At 52.6% G+C, this 18,774-nt stretch carries 11 protein-coding genes and 1 pseudogene; 4 read left to right on the plus strand and 8 right to left on the minus strand.

Annotation, left to right across the window (positions count from 1 at the left end; all coding sequences use genetic code 11):
• Positions 1-151 precede the first annotated feature (151 nt).
• Together arcB and AACS05_RS21120 are read right to left on the minus strand one after the other, a co-directional pair.
• Positions 152-2,488, minus strand: coding sequence for an aerobic respiration two-component sensor histidine kinase ArcB (arcB, locus tag AACS05_RS21115; protein ID WP_045448104.1), 2,337 nt, complete (start codon positions 2,486-2,488; stop codon positions 152-154).
• Between the two features lie 94 nt (positions 2,489-2,582).
• The gene (locus AACS05_RS21120; RefSeq protein WP_144243086.1) at positions 2,583-3,512 is read right to left on the minus strand and encodes a TIGR01212 family radical SAM protein; all 930 of its coding nucleotides are present in this window, start codon (positions 3,510-3,512) and stop codon (positions 2,583-2,585) included.
• Between the two features lie 684 nt (positions 3,513-4,196).
• Between AACS05_RS21120 and gltB the strand changes: the two genes are divergently transcribed.
• The 4 genes and pseudogenes from gltB to AACS05_RS21140 all read left to right on the plus strand — a co-directional run bounded on the left by gltB (position 4,197) and on the right by AACS05_RS21140 (position 12,861).
• Entirely contained in the window at positions 4,197-8,657 is a 4,461-nt protein-coding gene (gene gltB, locus AACS05_RS21125) for a glutamate synthase large subunit (RefSeq protein ID WP_144243087.1), read from the plus strand.
• Positions 8,658-8,669: 12 nt separating this feature from the next.
• Positions 8,670-10,090 (plus strand): annotated as a pseudogene (locus AACS05_RS21130) (glutamate synthase small subunit).
• Positions 10,091-10,340: 250 nt separating this feature from the next.
• Positions 10,341-11,591: a cytosine permease gene (gene codB / locus AACS05_RS21135; protein ID WP_045448109.1), complete on the plus strand. Its 1,251-nt coding sequence runs from the start codon at positions 10,341-10,343 to the stop codon at positions 11,589-11,591.
• Positions 11,581-12,861, plus strand: coding sequence for a cytosine deaminase (locus AACS05_RS21140; RefSeq protein WP_045448111.1), 1,281 nt, complete (start codon positions 11,581-11,583; stop codon positions 12,859-12,861). The genes codB and AACS05_RS21140 overlap by 11 nt, the downstream gene beginning before the upstream one ends.
• 64 nt (positions 12,862-12,925) lie before the next feature.
• On the opposite strand, the gene nanQ is transcribed toward AACS05_RS21140, so the two are convergent.
• The 6 genes from nanQ to nanR form a co-directional block, all read right to left on the minus strand.
• Positions 12,926-13,393 (minus strand): N-acetylneuraminate anomerase, encoded by a 468-nt coding sequence (gene nanQ, locus AACS05_RS21145; RefSeq protein ID WP_045448113.1) that lies wholly within the window; start codon positions 13,391-13,393, stop codon positions 12,926-12,928.
• Positions 13,394-13,395: 2 nt separating this feature from the next.
• On the minus strand, positions 13,396-14,265 hold the full coding sequence (gene nanK / locus AACS05_RS21150) for an N-acetylmannosamine kinase (RefSeq protein ID WP_045448115.1): 870 nt from the start codon (positions 14,263-14,265) through the stop codon (positions 13,396-13,398).
• A complete protein-coding gene (locus tag AACS05_RS21155) occupies positions 14,262-14,951 on the minus strand; it encodes an N-acetylmannosamine-6-phosphate 2-epimerase (protein WP_045448117.1) in 690 nt (229 codons plus the stop codon). Before AACS05_RS21155 ends, nanK begins: the two co-directional genes overlap by 4 nt.
• 47 nt (positions 14,952-14,998) lie before the next feature.
• Positions 14,999-16,489, minus strand: coding sequence for a sialic acid transporter NanT (gene nanT, locus AACS05_RS21160; protein WP_045448119.1), 1,491 nt, complete (start codon positions 16,487-16,489; stop codon positions 14,999-15,001).
• Positions 16,490-16,599: 110 nt separating this feature from the next.
• Entirely contained in the window at positions 16,600-17,493 is an 894-nt protein-coding gene (gene nanA, locus AACS05_RS21165) for an N-acetylneuraminate lyase (RefSeq protein ID WP_045448122.1), read from the minus strand.
• Between the two features lie 134 nt (positions 17,494-17,627).
• On the minus strand, positions 17,628-18,419 hold the full coding sequence (gene nanR / locus AACS05_RS21170) for a transcriptional regulator NanR (RefSeq protein ID WP_045448125.1): 792 nt from the start codon (positions 18,417-18,419) through the stop codon (positions 17,628-17,630).
• Between the last annotated feature and the right edge of the window lie 355 nt (positions 18,420-18,774).

The following is an 18,774-nucleotide window of genomic DNA, read 5'->3' on the forward strand; positions in this document are numbered from 1 at the left end:
TCATGTAACAAATTATTTAAGATTTGCTATCTTAACTGCGTGCGGCCTGAAATTTAGGGCTGCGCCCTTGTAAACAATGATAATAATTTACGGCGCAGCCACGATTTCCCTGGTGTTGGCGCAGTATTCGCGCACCCCGGTTAAGCCGGGGTCATTTTTTTTCCACGCTCGCTACCCAGGCTCTTAATACCGCCACGTCGTGTTGCCACTCTTGCTTCATCTCTTCAATCCATTCAGCCACGTTATCTTCCCAGGCAGGAAGGTCTGGTGATTGAATTTGCTGTCCCAGTTGCTGCAGATGTCGCAGGCCAACCGATCCCGCAGCACCTTTGATTTTGTGGCCTTCTTCAACAACGCCTTTTTTATCACGCGCAGTCAGATTGGACTCCAGGACGCTCAAATATCCCGGCATCATCTTCTCAAACACCGCCAGCCCATCGGTAATCAACTTCGGTCCCACCAGCTCGAGGTATTGTTCCAACATGGGAATATCTAACAGCGCTTGCGATTTACTGCTTTCTTCAGATGTCACAGTGCTCTCCTCTTTGTTTCGGGTATCCCAGTATTTTTTGATCATGGCGGTTAACGCCGGAACCGATAATGGCTTACTCAGCACGTCATCCATTCCCGCATCAAGATATTCTTTCTTATCCTTCAGTACGTTGGCAGTAAGCGCCACCAGCGGCGGCAGGTCTTCACGCGCGTATTTTTGGGTAAGCTCTCTGGAGATATCCAGCCCCGTCATATCCGGCAACTGAATATCCAGCAGTACCAGGTCGTATTCCCCCGGCTTGAACATTTCCAGCGCAGCTTTCCCGGTCATCGCGACATCCACGCTGTTGCCTAGTTTTTCCAGCACTGAACGCGCAACAATCACATTCAGTTCAATATCCTCTACCAGCAACACATTCAGAGCTGGCAACGGCATATCATCCTCTTCAAAGGCGTCTTCAATCTCTTCCGCTACGGCAGGCGCATGAACGGTTAGCGTAAAGACTGAACCTTTTCCTGGCTGGCTGGAGACCGTGATATCCCCCCCCATATTCTTCGCCAGACGGCGGGATACCGCGAGACCAATCCCGGTACCTGTTGCCGGTTTACCACCGTTGCTGTCTTTCACCTGATAATACATGGCGAAGATCTTATCCTGCTCATCCTGCGGAATACCGATCCCGGAATCTTCAACTTCAAAATGCAGAATACTTCCTTCGTCATAACGCGCCCGAACGGTGACCTGTCCTTGCTGGGTGAACTTCACGGCATTACTGATCAGGTTCCACAGGATCTGACGTAAACGCGTCCCGTCTGTGATGACCTTATGCGGCAGAGGCAACGTCGGTTCCAGGACAAAGCGTAGCCCTTTTTGTTGCGCCTGAAGGCCTGACAGGTTTTCCAGATCCGCCATAAAGCTGGTGAAATCAATCGGCTGGTTATCCAGTTGGACTTTACGCCGTTCCATCTTATCCATGTCGATAATATCGTTGAAAATATTACCCAACGTGACGGCAGAAACGTGGATGGTTTTGAGGTATTTTTCCTGCTCGGCGGTCAGATCTGTATCCAGCAGGATCCGGCTTAAACCGACAATGCCGTTCAGTGGTGTTCGCAGTTCGTGGCTGATAGTCGAAATGAAGGTGGTCTTATCGCGACTGGCACGCTCAAGTGCGTCCTGATAACGCTTACGCTCGGTAATATCGCGCCCAAAGCCCATCAGACCATGTCGCTTACCAACTCGGTCGTAATAAGGCACTTTACGAATTTCAAAGCAGGCTTTACGTCCGTCCGGATAATCCAGCCATTGTTCATAAGTGAGCGAAACATTATGGCGGAACACTTTCTCATCAGTTTCGATAACCTTCTCTGCCGCCTCAGGGGAATAAACGTCAGCCGGTTTTAAATTTACCAGTTGCTTTTCACTCTTGCCGGTCAGCAATTCCATCGCACGGTTACAGCCGGAAAATTCTTTATCCTCATTGCGATAAAAAACCAGATCCGGCGACGCATCGAGGAAAGAACGCAGAAAAGAGGACTGTTGTTCAAGCTGGATCTGCGCTTCTTCGCGCTCTTTAATTTCCACCTTAAGCTGCTCAAACGTTTCCTGGCGCTCCGCTTCTGCCTTTTCACGTTCTACGATCTGCTGATTGAGCTGAGCAATATTGTCCTTCAGTTGTACATTAAGCTTGAGATCGCGCTCACGCATCTCTTCCAGCTTCTGTACCAGTCGTGACAGGCGCTGTCGGGACTCCTCCAGTTGTTCCACTACCACTGACAGGAAATAGACGGCCCACGGGGTAATTAACAGACCAAAAAAGATTGAACGGATAACATCAATACTTTCTACCTGACCATGCAGCACCATGGTGACAGCCATCTGCACCACAATTGCCAACACGACCAAAGCCAGCGCCAATAGCAGCGAAAAGCGCACCAGACCTAACTTCATCATCAGGTCGACATAATATTGCGCCAGCATACGAATTTGCTTCATAGAGGGTTCCTTCACGACAACTTGGCACAATAATACTCAATTCTCAGCGCGACGTTTAAGATTGTGCCAAAAATGCGTAGTTTCCCTCATCGCGCTACACTGCCGGCGGGTTCCAGGGCCGTCCCAGAGCTGACCCCTGTACGCCATATTCGTTAAGGTACTTATCCAGTTCGACCATCCCGGTCCAGCGATTTTCACACCATAATGGGGCTAATAACGTCGGGCGACGGGCGCTGGCAGAAATTCGGTGATAGATAACCTCTGGCGGAGTGTGGCGAATCATCTCTCCCGCCGTCACTGTGTAATCACCCAGCTCAATACCGCTCAGGCGCCCGGCCTCCCAGGCTTTCGCCATAATGCTGCCCTTCACGATATGCAGGGGATGCAGCTTAATTCCATCGACTCCGGTATCCACCACGCGTTCCAGCGTTTGCAGACATTCCATTTGCCCTTCTCCCGGCAGACCGACAATAAGGTGCGAACACACTTTCAACCCGCGTTCACGCGCTAACTGAGTGGTTCGCTGATAGCAGGAAAAATCATGTCCACGATTGATGCGGTGCAGGGTTTTATCATGCGCAGTTTGCAGCCCCAGCTCCAGCCACACCTCATATCCCTGATCGTTATATTCGCAAAGCAGATCAAGCACCGCTTCCGGAACACAATCGGGGCGCGTCCCAACGCACAGACCAACAATATTGGCCTGACTGACCGCCTGCTGATACATAGAACGCAGCACCTGCACTTCCGCAAAGGTACTGGTATAGGCCTGGAAATAGGCCAGATAGCGCTTAGCGCGATTCACCAGGTGCGCCTGATGTTCAAGCTGTTCGGCAATGGAATGATGCTGTTGGGCCTCATCGGCAAAAGAGGCCACATTACAGAAAGTACATCCACCGCGTCCGATGGTACCATCGCGATTTGGGCAGCTAAACCCACCGTGCAGCGTGAGTTTATGAACTTTTTGCCCATAACGACGAGAAAGATCCCCACCAAACATATTGACTAATTTCTGTAACTGCATAATCTGATAGACCGCGCCTTGAAAAGAGGCCAAAGCCTGCCATTTTTAGCCCCCGTTGGCGATGACCTGGATCAATCGCCCTGGCGTGCCTTTATTTATTGCATAACAAATCAAAATAACCGAAATTTCATTCAATCCAAATGGAATTATTTTTCCTTATATCCCGCTATTTTTTTTATGTTCTTTTAGCTCTTGTATAAAAACAGTATCTTTAAGACGCCAAAACTCTAAAATCCAGCATAAAATGCCAGTCATCACGATAAACAAAGGGAGGACGAGGGATAACAGGCCTTTCTGACAGTGAGACAGATCACACTTCACCATCCATTCCACACACGTTAAATCAATGTAAAAACGCCTTTAATTTCAATATATTCATAAAGTTAATCTTCCTATAGCACATTTTTGTATAAATAAGATTGCCATTTGACCTGTGTGTGGATTCCCGATAACTTGGAAATCCGCTGGAAGCTTTCTGGATGAGCAGTCTGCTCATCATATTTATGCAGTAATTGAGATTCCCTCTGAAGCAAGTCCTCAAACTTGTTTGACCTGTGCGAAAAGGATAAAGAGGGCGAATGCGAGGTAAGCGTATGACACGCAAACCCCGTCGCCATGCTCTTGGTGTGCCCGTGCGCAACGGTTCAGATGGGGATCTCGCAGAGCCTGGGGAGGTTCACTGATATGTTGTACGATAAATCCCTTGAGAAGGATAACTGTGGTTTCGGCCTGATCGCCCACATAGAAGGCGAACCTAGCCACAAGGTAGTGCGTACCGCCATACACGCGCTGGCCCGTATGCAGCACCGTGGCGCAATTCTTGCCGATGGTAAAACCGGCGATGGTTGCGGCCTGCTGTTACAAAAACCTGACCGCTTTTTTCGTATCGTTGCTCAGGAGCGCGGCTGGCGTTTAGCCAAAAACTACGCCGTCGGCATGATCTTTTTAAATAAAGACGCTGAACTGGCGGCTGCATCTCGTCGCATTGTTGAAGAAGAATTACAGCAGGAAACCTTGTCGATTGTTGGTTGGCGCGAAGTACCCACCAACGAAGGTGTCCTCGGTGAAATCGCCCTCTCCTCCCTGCCTCGAATTGAGCAAATTTTTGTTAACGCCCCTGCGGGCTGGCGTCCGCGCGACATGGAACGCCGCCTGTTCATCGCGCGTCGCCGTATCGAAAAACGCCTCCAGGAAGATAAAGACTTCTACGTCTGCAGCTTGTCTAACCTGGTCAACATCTACAAAGGTCTGTGTATGCCGGCGGACCTGCCGCGCTTTTACCTGGACCTGGCGGACCTGCGTCTGGAATCAGCTATCTGTCTGTTCCATCAGCGCTTCTCCACCAACACCGTACCACGCTGGCCGCTGGCGCAACCGTTCCGCTACCTGGCGCACAACGGTGAGATCAACACCATCACCGGTAACCGTCAGTGGGCCCGCGCACGTACCTATAAATTTCAGACGCCGCTGATCCCTGATCTCCATGATGCCGCTCCTTTCGTCAACGAAACCGGCTCCGACTCCAGCTCAATGGATAACATGCTGGAGCTGCTTCTGGCAGGCGGCATGGACATTATCCGGGCCATGCGCCTGCTGGTGCCACCAGCCTGGCAGAACAACCCTGACATGGACCCGGAACTGCGCGCATTCTTTGACTTTAACTCCATGCACATGGAGCCATGGGATGGTCCGGCAGGTATTGTTATGTCTGACGGCCGCTTTGCCGCATGTAACCTGGACCGTAACGGCCTGCGCCCGGCACGCTACGTGATCACCAAAGACAAGCTCATCACCTGCGCCTCTGAAGTGGGGATCTGGGACTATCAGCCGGATGAAGTTGTCGAGAAAGGCCGCGTCGGTCCGGGCGAACTAATGGTTATCGATACCCGCAGTGGGCGCATTCTGCACTCAGCCGAAACCGATGACGATCTGAAAAGCCGCCACCCGTACAAAGAGTGGATGGAGAAAAATGTCCGCCGTCTGGTACCGTTTGAAGATCTGGCTGACGATCAGGTCGGTAGCCGCGAGCTGGACGATGACACCCTTGCCAGCTACCAGAAGCAGTTTAATTACAGCGCTGAAGAGCTGGATTCCGTCATCCGCGTGCTGGGTGAAAATGGTCAGGAAGCGGTTGGCTCAATGGGTGACGATACCCCGTTTGCTGTACTCTCCAGTCAGCCACGCATTATTTATGACTACTTCCGCCAGCAGTTTGCGCAGGTGACTAACCCGCCTATCGATCCGCTGCGTGAAGCGCATGTGATGTCACTGGCCACCAGCATCGGTCGTGAGATGAACGTCTTCTGCGAAGCGGAAGGCCAGGCACACCGTCTGAGTTTCAAATCGCCGATCCTGCTGTACTCCGATTTCAAACAGCTCACCACTATGAAAGAGGAACACTATCGCGCGGATACGCTGGACATAACCTTTGACGTGACCGAAACCACGCTTGAAGAGACCGTCAAAGCACTGTGCGACAAGGCCGAGCAGATGGTGCGTAACGGCACGGTGCTGCTGGTACTTTCCGACCGTAACATTGCCAAAAACCGCTTGCCAGTCCCGGCACCGATGGCGGTCGGCGCAGTGCAAACGCGTCTGGTAGAACAAAGCCTGCGCTGTGACGCCAACATCATCGTTGAAACTGCCAGCGTACGCGATCCGCACCACTTTGCAGTCCTGTTGGGCTTTGGCGCGACGGCGGTCTATCCATACCTCGCGTATGAGACGCTGGGGCGCCTGATCGATACGCAGGCGATAGCCAAAGATTACCGGACCGTGATGCAGAACTACCGTAACGGCATCAACAAAGGCCTGTACAAAATCATGTCCAAAATGGGCATTTCGACGATCGCCTCTTACCGCTGCTCTAAGCTGTTTGAAGCCGTTGGTCTGCATGATGACGTCGTTGCGCTCTGCTTCCAGGGCGTAGTCAGTCGCATCAGCGGTGCTGGATTTGCCGATTTCCAGCAGGATCTGCTGAATCTCTCCAAGCATGCCTGGCTGGCACGTAAACCGATTAGTCAGGGCGGCCTGCTGAAGTACGTTCACGGCGGTGAATACCACGCTTACAACCCAGACGTGGTACGTACTCTGCAACAGGCGGTACAAAGCGGGGAATATAGCGACTATCAGGAATATGCAAAACTGGTAAATGAGCGCCCGGCGGCGACGCTGCGCGACCTGCTGGCAATCACGCCTGGTGATGAAGCCATAAGCATTAACGACGTAGAACCAGCAACAGAACTGTTTAAACGCTTTGATACCGCAGCGATGTCTATCGGCGCATTAAGTCCGGAAGCACACGAAGCGTTGGCCGAAGCAATGAACAGCATCGGCGGCAACTCTAACTCCGGTGAAGGCGGTGAAGATCCGGCGCGTTACGGCACCAACAAGGTGTCACGCATTAAGCAGGTCGCTTCCGGCCGCTTCGGAGTTACCCCGGCGTATCTGGTTAACGCCGATGTGATTCAGATTAAAGTCGCACAGGGCGCGAAGCCGGGTGAAGGTGGTCAGTTGCCGGGTGATAAAGTGACTCCGTACATCGCCAAACTGCGTTATTCGGTACCGGGCGTGACGTTGATCTCCCCGCCGCCGCACCACGATATCTACTCAATCGAGGACTTAGCGCAGCTGATTTTCGACCTGAAACAGGTCAACCCGAAAGCGATGATCTCCGTCAAACTGGTTTCCGAACCTGGCGTCGGCACCATCGCTACCGGTGTGGCAAAAGCGTATGCGGATCTCATCACCATCGCAGGCTATGACGGCGGCACCGGAGCCAGCCCACTCTCGTCAGTAAAATATGCGGGTTGTCCGTGGGAACTGGGTCTGGTTGAAACCCAACAGGCACTGGTGGCTAACGGTCTGCGCCATAAGATTCGTTTGCAGGTTGATGGCGGACTGAAAACTGGCGTCGATATCATCAAAGCGGCAATTCTGGGAGCGGAAAGCTTCGGCTTCGGTACCGGTCCGATGGTGGCGCTGGGCTGTAAATATCTGCGTATTTGCCACCTGAACAACTGCGCAACTGGCGTGGCGACTCAGGACGAAAAACTGCGTAAGAATCACTATCATGGTCTGCCGTTCAAAGTCACCAACTACTTTGAATTTGTTGCCCGTGAAACCCGAGAGCTGATGGCGCAACTGGGCGTGAAACGCCTGGTAGACCTGATTGGCCGTACCGATCTGCTCACCGAGCTGGAAGGATACACCGCCAAACAGCAGAAACTGGAGCTGTCCCGGCTGCTGGAAACCGCCGAGCCGCATCCGGGTAAAGCGCTGTTCTGCACCGAGAACAACCCGCCGTTTGATAACGGCGTGCTGAACGCACAATTACTGCAGCAGGCGAAACCGTTTGTCGATGATCGCCAGAGTAAAACTTTCTGGTTCGATATCCGCAACACCGATCGTTCTGTCGGCGCATCATTGTCTGGCTATATCGCACAAACGCACGGCGATCAGGGGCTGGCCTCCGATCCTATCAAAGCGCATTTCAGCGGTACTGCAGGACAAAGCTTCGGTGTATGGAACGCAGGTGGCGTTGAGTTGTATCTGACCGGCGATGCCAATGACTATGTCGGTAAAGGTATGGCGGGTGGCTTGCTGGCTGTGCGCCCACCGGTGGGGTCTGCCTTCCGTAGCCATGAAGCAAGCATCATCGGCAACACCTGTCTGTACGGTGCTACCGGTGGTCGTTTATTCGCCGCGGGTCGAGCGGGTGAACGATTCGCCGTACGTAACTCAGGCGCGATTACCGTAGTAGAAGGCATTGGTGACAACGGTTGCGAATATATGACCGGCGGCATCGTCTGTATTCTTGGGAAAACAGGCGTCAACTTCGGTGCGGGTATGACGGGCGGGTTCGCCTACGTGCTGGACGAAGACGGCGAATTCCGCAAACGCGTAAACCCTGAACTGGTCGAAGTGTTGAGTGTGGACTCTCTGGCTATCCATGAAGAGCATCTGCGCGGGCTTATTACCGAACACGTACAGCATACCGGTTCTTCACACGGCGAAGAGATCCTGGCCAACTGGCCGGCATTCTCGGCGAAATTCGCGCTGGTTAAACCAAAATCCAGTGATGTGAAAGCACTGTTGGGTCACCGTAGTCGTAGCGCAGCTGAGCTGCGTGTGCAGGCGCAGTAAGGGGTAGCAGCAATGAGTCAGAACGTATACCAATTTATCGACCTGCAGCGCGTTGATCCGCCGAAGAAACCGCTGAAGATCCGCAAGATCGAGTTTATACGTAAATTTACGAGCCTATTTCCGAAGGTCAGGCCAAGGCGCAGGCGGATCGCTGCCTGTCCTGCGGTAACCCATACTGCGAATGGAAATGCCCGGTACATAACTACATTCCGAACTGGCTGAAGCTCGCCAACGAGGGACGTATTTTTGAAGCAGCGGAGCTGTCTCACCAGACTAACACGCTGCCGGAAGTCTGCGGCCGTGTCTGCCCACAGGACCGTTTGTGCGAGGGTTCCTGTACGCTGAACGACGAGTTTGGCGCGGTGACTATCGGCAACATTGAACGTTATATCAACGATAAAGCGTTTGAGATGGGCTGGCGTCCGGATATGACTGGCGTTCGCCAGACCGACAAACGCGTGGCGATTATCGGCGCCGGTCCAGCAGGTCTGGCCTGTGCTGACGTGCTGACCCGTAACGGCGTGAAGGCCGTGGTGTTTGACCGCCATCCGGAGATCGGCGGCCTGCTAACCTTCGGTATTCCGGCCTTCAAGCTGGAGAAAGAGGTCATGACCCGCCGCCGTGAAATTTTCACCGGCATGGGCATAGAGTTCAAACTCAACGTTGAAGTCGGTCGCGACGTACAACTCGACGATTTGCTGAAGGATTACGACGCCGTGTTCCTTGGCGTTGGCACCTATCAGTCGATGCGCGGCGGACTGGAAAACGAAGATGCCGATGGCGTGTTTGACGCCCTGCCGTTCCTGATTGCCAATACCAAGCAACTGATGGGCTTTGGCGAAAGCAGCGACGAACCATACATCAGTATGGAAGGCAAACGCGTGGTTGTGCTGGGCGGTGGTGATACGGCGATGGACTGTGTGCGTACTTCTGTTCGTCAAAACGCGTCACACGTTGTCTGCGCCTATCGTCGCGACGAAGAAAACATGCCGGGTTCTAAACGCGAAGTGAAAAATGCGCGTGAAGAGGGCGTGGAATTCCAGTTCAACGTCCAGCCATTAGGTGTTGAAGTCAACGCCAACGGTAAAGTCTGCGGCGTAAAAATGGCGCGTACTGAGATGGGCGCACCGGATGCCAAAGGTCGCCGTCGCGCGGAGATCGTCGCGGGTTCCGAGCACGTTGTTCCTGCTGATGCGGTTGTTATGGCGTTTGGTTTCCGCCCGCACAGCATGGAGTGGCTGGCTAAACACAGCGTCGAACTCGATTCGCAGGGGCGTATTATTGCTCCGGAACGCAGTGACAACGCCTTCCAGACCAGCAACCCAAAAATCTTCGCCGGTGGTGACATCGTGCGCGGTTCGGATTTGGTGGTAACGGCGATAGCCGAAGGCCGTAAAGCTGCTGACGGGATTATGAATTACCTGGAAGTGTAATCCAGCTTCTTCTGGTATCTCATCTGCATCCGTGGATGAGATACCAAATTCCTGCCGCAATACCATCAAGCACTGTCATGTAAGCCAGCATGACAACACGATTTTCAACGGGAAAAACTCTCCGAATCAATCCCCCAACACATCAATACCGCGAATGAAAACAAAGTAATAATTAGACGGAAACGTTTGCTTTATTCTGGAAACTGTATATTATGCGGCGGATTTTTTGGTCCAAATTCAAGGAGGCGTTGTGTCGCAAGATAACAATTATAGCCAGGGCCCCGTCCCTCTGGCGGCGCGAAAAGGCGTGGTTCCACTGACGTTTGTGATGTTGGGGTTAACGTTCTTTTCAGCAAGTATGTGGACCGGAGGCACACTCGGTACCGGTCTTTCCTATAATGATTTCTTCCTGGCAGTTCTCTTCGGTAATCTCCTCCTCGGTATTTACACTGCATTTCTCGGTTACATTGGCGCAAAAACAGGGTTATCCACCCACCTCCTCGCACGTTACTCATTTGGTATAAAAGGTTCCTGGCTTCCCTCGATGCTACTGGGCGGTACGCAGGTGGGCTGGTTTGGCGTTGGCGTGGCAATGTTCGCCATCCCGGTTGGCAAAGCGACGGGAATTGACGTCAATATCCTGATTGCCGTTTCCGGCCTGTTGATGACAATGACCATCTTTTTTGGCATCTCGGCATTGACGGTGTTATCTGTCATCGCCGTACCCGCTATCGTTATTCTTGGCAGCTACTCGGTCTGGCTGGCGGTGAGCGACGTAGGTGGTTTGGATCATTTAAAAACGATTGTGCCGCAAACGCCGCTGAATTTTTCAACCGCACTGGCGCTGGTGGTAGGCTCGTTTGTCAGCGCAGGTACACTGACCGCCGACTTCGTCCGCTTTGGTCGTAATGCCAAAGGCGCGGTGCTCATTGCCATGGTGGCATTCTTCCTTGGCAACTCATTAATGTTTATCTTCGGTGCAGCAGGCGCCGCCGCCGTAGGGCAGGCGGATATCTCTGACGTGATGATCGCCCAGGGGCTGCTGCTGCCAGCAATTGTGGTTCTCGGCCTGAATATCTGGACGACCAATGACAACGCGTTATACGCATCCGGTTTAGGTTTTGCCAATATTACCGGTCTTTCCAGCCGTACGCTTTCGGTAGTAAACGGCATTATTGGTACACTGTGCGCGCTGTGGCTTTACAATAACTTTGTCGGCTGGCTGACCTTTCTGTCGGCGGCGATCCCCCCTATTGGTGGGGTGATTATCGCCGATTATCTGTTGAACCATCGCCGGTATGCCGATTTCAACAACGCGCGGTTTATTCCCGTAAACTGGGTGGCTATTCTGTCCGTTGCACTGGGCATTGCCGCCGGACACTATATCCCCGGCGTTGTGCCGGTCAACGCCGTACTCGGCGGCGTATTCAGCTACATCCTGCTGAATCCACTTTTCAATCGCAGCCTTGCTAAATCCCCGGAGGTCAGCCATGCAGAATAATACCCTCACCATTCGTCAGGCGCGTTTACAAGGACGCGAAGGATTGTGGCAACTCACCATTGAAAACGGGCGTTTTAGCCGTATTGAACCTCAGGACGCTGCATCTTTACCGCAGAGTGAAGTTCTTGATGCTGAAGGCGGTCTGGCCATTCCGCCGTTCGTTGAGCCGCATATCCATCTGGACACCACGCAAACCGCAGGTGAACCAAACTGGAACCTGTCGGGTACGTTGTTTGAGGGTATTGAGCGCTGGGCTGAACGTAAGGCGATGCTCACTCACGAAGATGTGAAGACCCGCGCAATGCAGACCCTGAAGTGGCAGATGGCCAATGGCATCCAGTATGTTCGTACTCACGTTGATGTTTCAGACCCCACGCTCACGGCACTGAAAGCCATGCTGGAGGTGAAACAAGAGGTCGCGCCATGGGTGGAACTGCAAATCGTTGCGTTCCCGCAGGAAGGCATCCTTTCTTACCCCAACGGTGAAGCGCTGTTAGAAGAAGCCGTGCGTCTGGGGGCCGACGTCATTGGCGCAATCCCCCACTTTGAGTTTACGCGTGAATATGGCGTTGAGTCGTTGCATAAAATTTTCGCCCTGGCGCAAAAGTACGACCGACTCATCGATGTGCACTGTGACGAAATTGATGACGAGCAATCACGCTTTGTTGAAACCGTAGCGGCACTGGCACATCGCGACGGAATGGGAGAACGCGTGACCGCCAGCCATACCACGGCAATGCACTCCTATAACGGCGCGTATGCTTCCCGCCTTTTCCGCCTGCTGAAAATGTCGGGCATTAACTTCGTTGCTAATCCGCTGGTGAATATTCACCTGCAAGGGCGTTTTGATACTTATCCGAAGCGCCGTGGTGTAACTCGCGTCAAAGAGATGCTGGAGGCGGATATCAATGTCTGCTTTGGTCATGATGACGTCTTCGATCCGTGGTATCCGTTGGGAACCGCGAATATGCTGCAAGTGCTGCATATGGGATTACACGTGTGCCAGTTGATGGGATACGGACAAATTAATGATGGGCTGAACCTCGTCACTACCCATAGCGCGAAAACCCTGCATTTGCAGGACTACGGCCTGAGCGTGGGAAATTCCGCTAACCTGGTGATTTTACCTGCTGAAAACGGGTTTGATGCGGTTCGTCGCCAAACGCCGGCACGTTATTCAATTCGCCACGGGCGAGTCATTGCCGAGACGAAACCAAGCCAGACAACGTTACATCTGACACAGCCGGAAGCGGTAACGTTTAAACGGTAGGTTGTTGTTTCAAATATTGCCGCAGGCGCTCAGACTGCGGCCCCCCATATACAACTGTTTCCTGTCAAACATGTAATAAGCTGGCACGTACCTTAATCACGACCTTTTTGATTTCCGCAGGAGTCTCGACCGCGCAGCCCGGTTTATGAGGCTCGCCCGGCATAAAAATCGCAAACATCCCGGGTTTCAACGTGATCATTTGCTCATCGATAATCTGATTGCAAAGTTGATAATCCTCTTCAACATGAATCGCCTCACACTGACGAGCAGAATCTGTCGTACCAAACAGAATGCGCTCTTTACCCTCCAGCAACACCTGGATATCAATGTATTGCTGATGCAGCTCCGCTTTCTTTTGTTCTGGATGCTGCGTGACGAACTGCATGACATTCATAAAAATATCATCACCCTGCAGCTCATAGCTTCCGGGCGCTTTTTCCTGCGGTATTGCCGCAACGGCCAGCATTAATGCCTCATGTAATACCGGGTGTAATCCGGCAGAAGGTAGCGTACGCAAATCACCTGACATCATAATCATTCTCCCTGGGCCAACAATGCAGCCCCCAGTAATCCAGCGTCATGGCGGTAATGTGCCGCCTGTAATTTCACGTGATAGGCCAGGGGAGCTTGTGCCAGATAAGACTCCACCAGCGCCAGATACCCTTCAGCCAGCCCGACACTGCCGCCAATGACCACGCACTGGCAGTCAGTTGTCGCTTTCACATCGGCTATCAATCGCGCGACAACCGCTGCAGAATGCGCAACCAACCGCATAGCCTGCTCATGCCTCTGGGCTGCACGCACAAAAATAGTTTTCGCATCACATCCGGCGAGATCATCCCGAGCGGCGGCGGCAATCCCGCGACCTGAGGCAATAGCCTCCACGCAGCCCACGCGTCCACAACCGCAGAGCGGCCCGTGCGGATCGGCCAGCGTATGCCCCAGGTGCCCGGCCAGGCCACCGGACCCGGTAAGTAATTTACCGTTGCTGACTACACCGCCACCAACGCCGGTCGAAACGGTGATAAACGCCATATCACTTATTTCATCAGCAAGAGCGCGATATTCCGCCCACGCAGCTGCCTGTGCATCATTAACCGCCATCGTCGGCAAACCAGTCAGATCATTTAACGTCTGCACCAGTGGAAAGTGCACCAGCCCACCAAGATTTAACGGATTAATCGCCAGCAGTACCCCATCACGGATAATGCCAGTCGAGGCAATGGCTACGTGCGTTGCCTGCGTCTGCAGCGGCTCAACCAGCGCTTTTAGTGCAGCCCGCAGCGCATCCGGTGTTTTACTGGCTGGCGTAGGTAATTCACGGCGATCGCGGATTTGCAGGTCGCTATCCACCAGCGCGGCAGCCAGTTTAGTGCCGCCGATATCAATCGCCAGCGTAGTCATAACATCGCCTTCTTCATTGCTGTGATGTACCACTGGCAAATGTGTTCCAGTCGGGTAATGGCAGAGCCGACCGTGACGGCCCATGCACCATGTTGCACCCCTTCAGCAGCCTGTGCAGGAGAGTTGTAACGCCCTTCAGCAATCACCCGGCAACCAGAATCACTCAACGCTTTCACCAGTGCCAGGTCTGGTTCTTCCGGTGTTTCTGCCGTTGTATAACCAGAAAGCGTGGTACCGATAATTTCAGCCCCGAGTTTTTGGCATGCCAGACCATCTTCCAGCGAGGAGCAGTCTGTCATCGCCAGCCTTTGATGCTGATGGATGCGTGCCAGCAGCGTTGCAACAGGTACAGGCCGCACACGATCGGTACCATCAATGGCAATAATGTCCGCGCCAGCCAGCACCAGCGCATCAACATCCTCTAAAAAAGCGGTAATACGTACCGGGGAATCATCCAGATCGCGTTTAAGAATGCCAATAATCGGCAGCGAAACCACTGCGCGAGTAGCACGCAGGTTCTCCACACCTTCGATACGCAGTGCCACTGCGCCGGCCTGCTCTGCCGCCAGCGCCATGGCAGCAACGATCTCAGGTTTATCCAGCGGGCTGTCAGGAACAGGTTGGCAAGAAACAATCAGTCCGCCGTTAGCGGCAATTTTTTTATCCAGTTGTTCAAGTAACGACATACTTCTTCCCTTACGAAAATTGCCCGGATCAGGACCGGGCAAACGGATTAACCTTTTGATTTCACGAAAGCACTTTTATCACCGCCAAACGGCACAGCTCCACTGAACGGTTTACCATCAATGGCATCATGCGTGCGCAGCGCTTCCGGTCGCAGCCAGCGCTGCACGCGGGACGGCATATCGAGGCCTATCAGCAGGATCACCACAAAGGTCAGGCTAAACGAAAGCGATCCCAGCGCAGTCCCCAGATCCAGACGTTGTGCAATCAGCGCCCCGATGATCGGTGCCAGCGCTCCACCCAATGCACCGACGTTATAGGTAAAGCCCAAACCCGCCGCACGCTGATCGGTATCGAAATAACCGCCAATCAGTTTCGGTAAGATCCCGGAGATCCCTTGCCCAAGCATTTGCTGGAAAAACAGTAGCAACCCCAGTACCCAGACGTTTGTACCACCAATCGCAAACACCGGAATAATCAGCAATTGCGATGCCAGCAGACTACAGACATAGGCTTTTCGGGTCCCCAGCCAGTCACCAAGAAAGCCGCCGACGCAACAGCCAACCGCCGCGCCAAAGCCGCTAAAGAACAGCACCCTGGCAACCGTTGAAGGGTCGTACATCAGTTCAGTTTTAAGATAGGTTGGCAACAGCGCCTGAATCGGCCACGAATAGAGGAAGGCAAACAGCACAACCACCATCAACATCACGCCCGTTGGCCAGCGCTTACCGCTGCTTTGCACCATAAAGCTAATGAAGATGACGGCGCATATCAGCCCGAGGATCGCCACGATTGCCGCATTCTGCAGGTTACCCGCGAAGCAGAACCACAGCGCGGTCGCAGCAGCGAGGGTCATCAGTATATTGATAACCCGATGTTCACCCCGATAGAGAATGTCCACCATTGTGCGCACTGGCGCTTTGCCTTCGTGTTTTTCTTTCCAGTCTTCAGCTTCCGGAATATTTTTGCGCAGCCAGAGGGCGAAGATAATCGGTACGATGCCAATGAAGAACAGCGCGCGCCATCCCCAGACCGGAACCACCAGGCTGTAAACCTGAGCGGCTATCACCGCCCCCACAGAAAAACCAGAAATCAGGAAACCGCTGGCTTTGTTGCGTAGGTGTTTAGGCCAGCTTTCAATAACATAGGTCGCGCTGGAGCCATATTCACCCGCCATCCCCATACCGATAACCAGACGAGCGATAAACATAGTGGTGTAACCCGGCGCAAAACCACAGGCCAGTGTTCCCACAGAGAAGAGAATAATACTGGTGACCATTGCCAGACGACGCCCGTAACGGTCGCCCATCGCCCCCAGCATCAGTCCACCAAACCAGCGAGAAATAAAGGCTGCTGAAATCAGGCTGGCAGCCTGCACCGTCGTCAGCCCGAATTCACCTTGTACTTCCGTCAGCACAAGGGCGATTAACACAAAATCAAAACCATCCAGCAAATATCCCAGCCATGCGGCTGAGAATGCCCGCCATTGCGCACGGTTGAGATGGCGATACCACGGGATGCTCTGGGTAGAAGTACTCATTTTACTCTCCCGACGATTTTTGTTGTTGTGCCGGATGACGGCGTTGCCTTATACGGCCTACGATCGACATATGTAGGCCGGGCAAACGAAGCGCCCCCGGCTATACGCTGTTACGCCTTTTCCGCCAGCAGTTGGTTAGCCAATGCTTTCAGTTCTGGCAGGTAGTTTTCATCTACAGGAGCAAACGGTTTACGGCACAGCGGTACGGAGATCACGTCCATAAAGTGCAGGACCGTTTTCAGACCACGGAATACGCCGACTTTAATGAGCAGATCGATAACCTTATTGCACTCGGTTTGCAGCTTTTGTGCAGTCCGGACGTCGCCTTCTTTGAGCGCTTTCACAATTCCCTGGTAACGCCATCCCATGATGTTGTAGGTACTGCCAATTCCGCCATCAGCGCCAGCCAGCAGGCCAGAAGCGAAAATTTCGTCATAACCGTTGTAAAGCACCAGATCAGGATGCGCACGACGGATCTGCTCCATCTGATAGAGATCGCCAGAGGTTTGCTTCAGTGCGCCAACACCCGGCAGCGTCACCAGTGTGTTGATCTGATCCAGCGTCAGTTTGACGCCACTCAGTGCTGGAATGTTATACACCACCATTGGTAAGCCATCAGCGGAATCAATGATTGCGCGATAGTGATCGCAATGTTCTTCGAAGCTGAACGGATAGTAAAACGGAGTGACTGCGGAGACTGCATCAAAGCCGTAGCGATGCGCGGCGCTCGCCAGTTGTTGACTCTCTTCGGTACTGATTGTGCCAACGTGCGCGATTAAAGTGACTTTACCTTTCGCTTCTTCAGCAACAATTTCCAGCACCTGCTCTCTTTCAGCACGGCTCTGTACAAAGGCTTCACCGGTAGAACCACCGACATAAAGCCCATCAATACCCTGCTCAATGTTGAAGCGCACCAGACGACGCAAACTCTCAGTGTCCAGTCGCTGTTGGTTGTCGAACGGAGTCAACAACGCCGGCATTACGCCTTTTAAATCTCTTGCCATAACTACCTCTGTCGATGATTAGTGTTATCTGACTGCATACCTTTATACCTGTTATACCAGATCAAATAAGCAGCAATACAATACAGAACGCTTATAGTGCGATCTGCCTCACTAAACGATCGTCAGGATCGCGATCACTTTCGCAATTTTTTATTTTTACCGAAGGCGTGCCAGGTGGCGGATACGCTGTTGAGATGTTCTTGTAAGGCGCGGTCAGCTTCATCAGGATTGTGCTGGCGAATGGCCTCGACAATAGCAATATGCTGCTGATAACTCACGCTATTGTGTTCATGCAATTCCTGATCGGCAACGGTCGGACGAGCCGCAATCAGCCAGTCCAGCAGCGCGACATGGATCGCCATAAAGATAGGATTACCAGGGATCTCCGCCAGTACTCGGTGAAAATCAACGTCCGAACGAATGAACAACGTATTGTCATCCAGCGACTGGCTGTTGATCTCCAGCGCTTTCGCCAGCCGATCGATTTGCTCGTCAGTGGCATGTTCCGCAGCGTAACGCACCAGGCTGGATTCAAAGAACAACCGCAGCTGTTCAAAGTGAGCGATGCCTCCCGGATGCGAGAGGAAATCTTTCGCCATCCCGGACAGTTCACTGATGATGGTATCTGCAGAGGGGCGCGAAACGCGGGCACGTTCGCCATTGTTGATTTGCACCAGACCTTTACGCTTTAACGCAGCAAGCGCTTCCCGCACGGAAGGACGACCCACGTTGAAGAAAGCCATCAGCTCTCGTTCCGACGGCAACTGCTCACCTTCGCCAAATTCCCGGCGACGAATCATCTGTTCCAGCTCTTCTTCAACCATTTCAGACAGTTTTTTACGCGCCAGTGGACGGTTACGTAAGCTACGGCCAATGGTCGATGGAGAGTCTTCAGCTTGCGAATCAAATGCGTTCATAGGGTCCATTCCGCTAAGTCGAGGTGACAAACAACAGCGAGTTCATCCTAACACAGGATCGAAAGCAGGGTGTAATGATGGTCGCCCGGCAAAGCTGGCACATTGTGAATATACAAAATAGAAATATTATTTATCATAAAAACATTCAGGTTAAATTTAATTACAGAACACTATATTTTATTTATGAAATTAGCGAACATGATCGTGAAAAATTATCATAACCATCTATTTTAAAACGAAAAATATTTTAAACTCTGAATAAAAAATAAGATATCCACTCCATAAAAAGGCGCAGAAAAAATATAACATCCGCATTTATAACAATGTAATTACCGGATTTATGTTCTTCTCTGCCATGGAGTGA

This window comes from Citrobacter sp. S-77 (assembly GCF_963864895.1).
GTDB classification, from domain to species: domain Bacteria; phylum Pseudomonadota; class Gammaproteobacteria; order Enterobacterales; family Enterobacteriaceae; genus Citrobacter; species Citrobacter murliniae.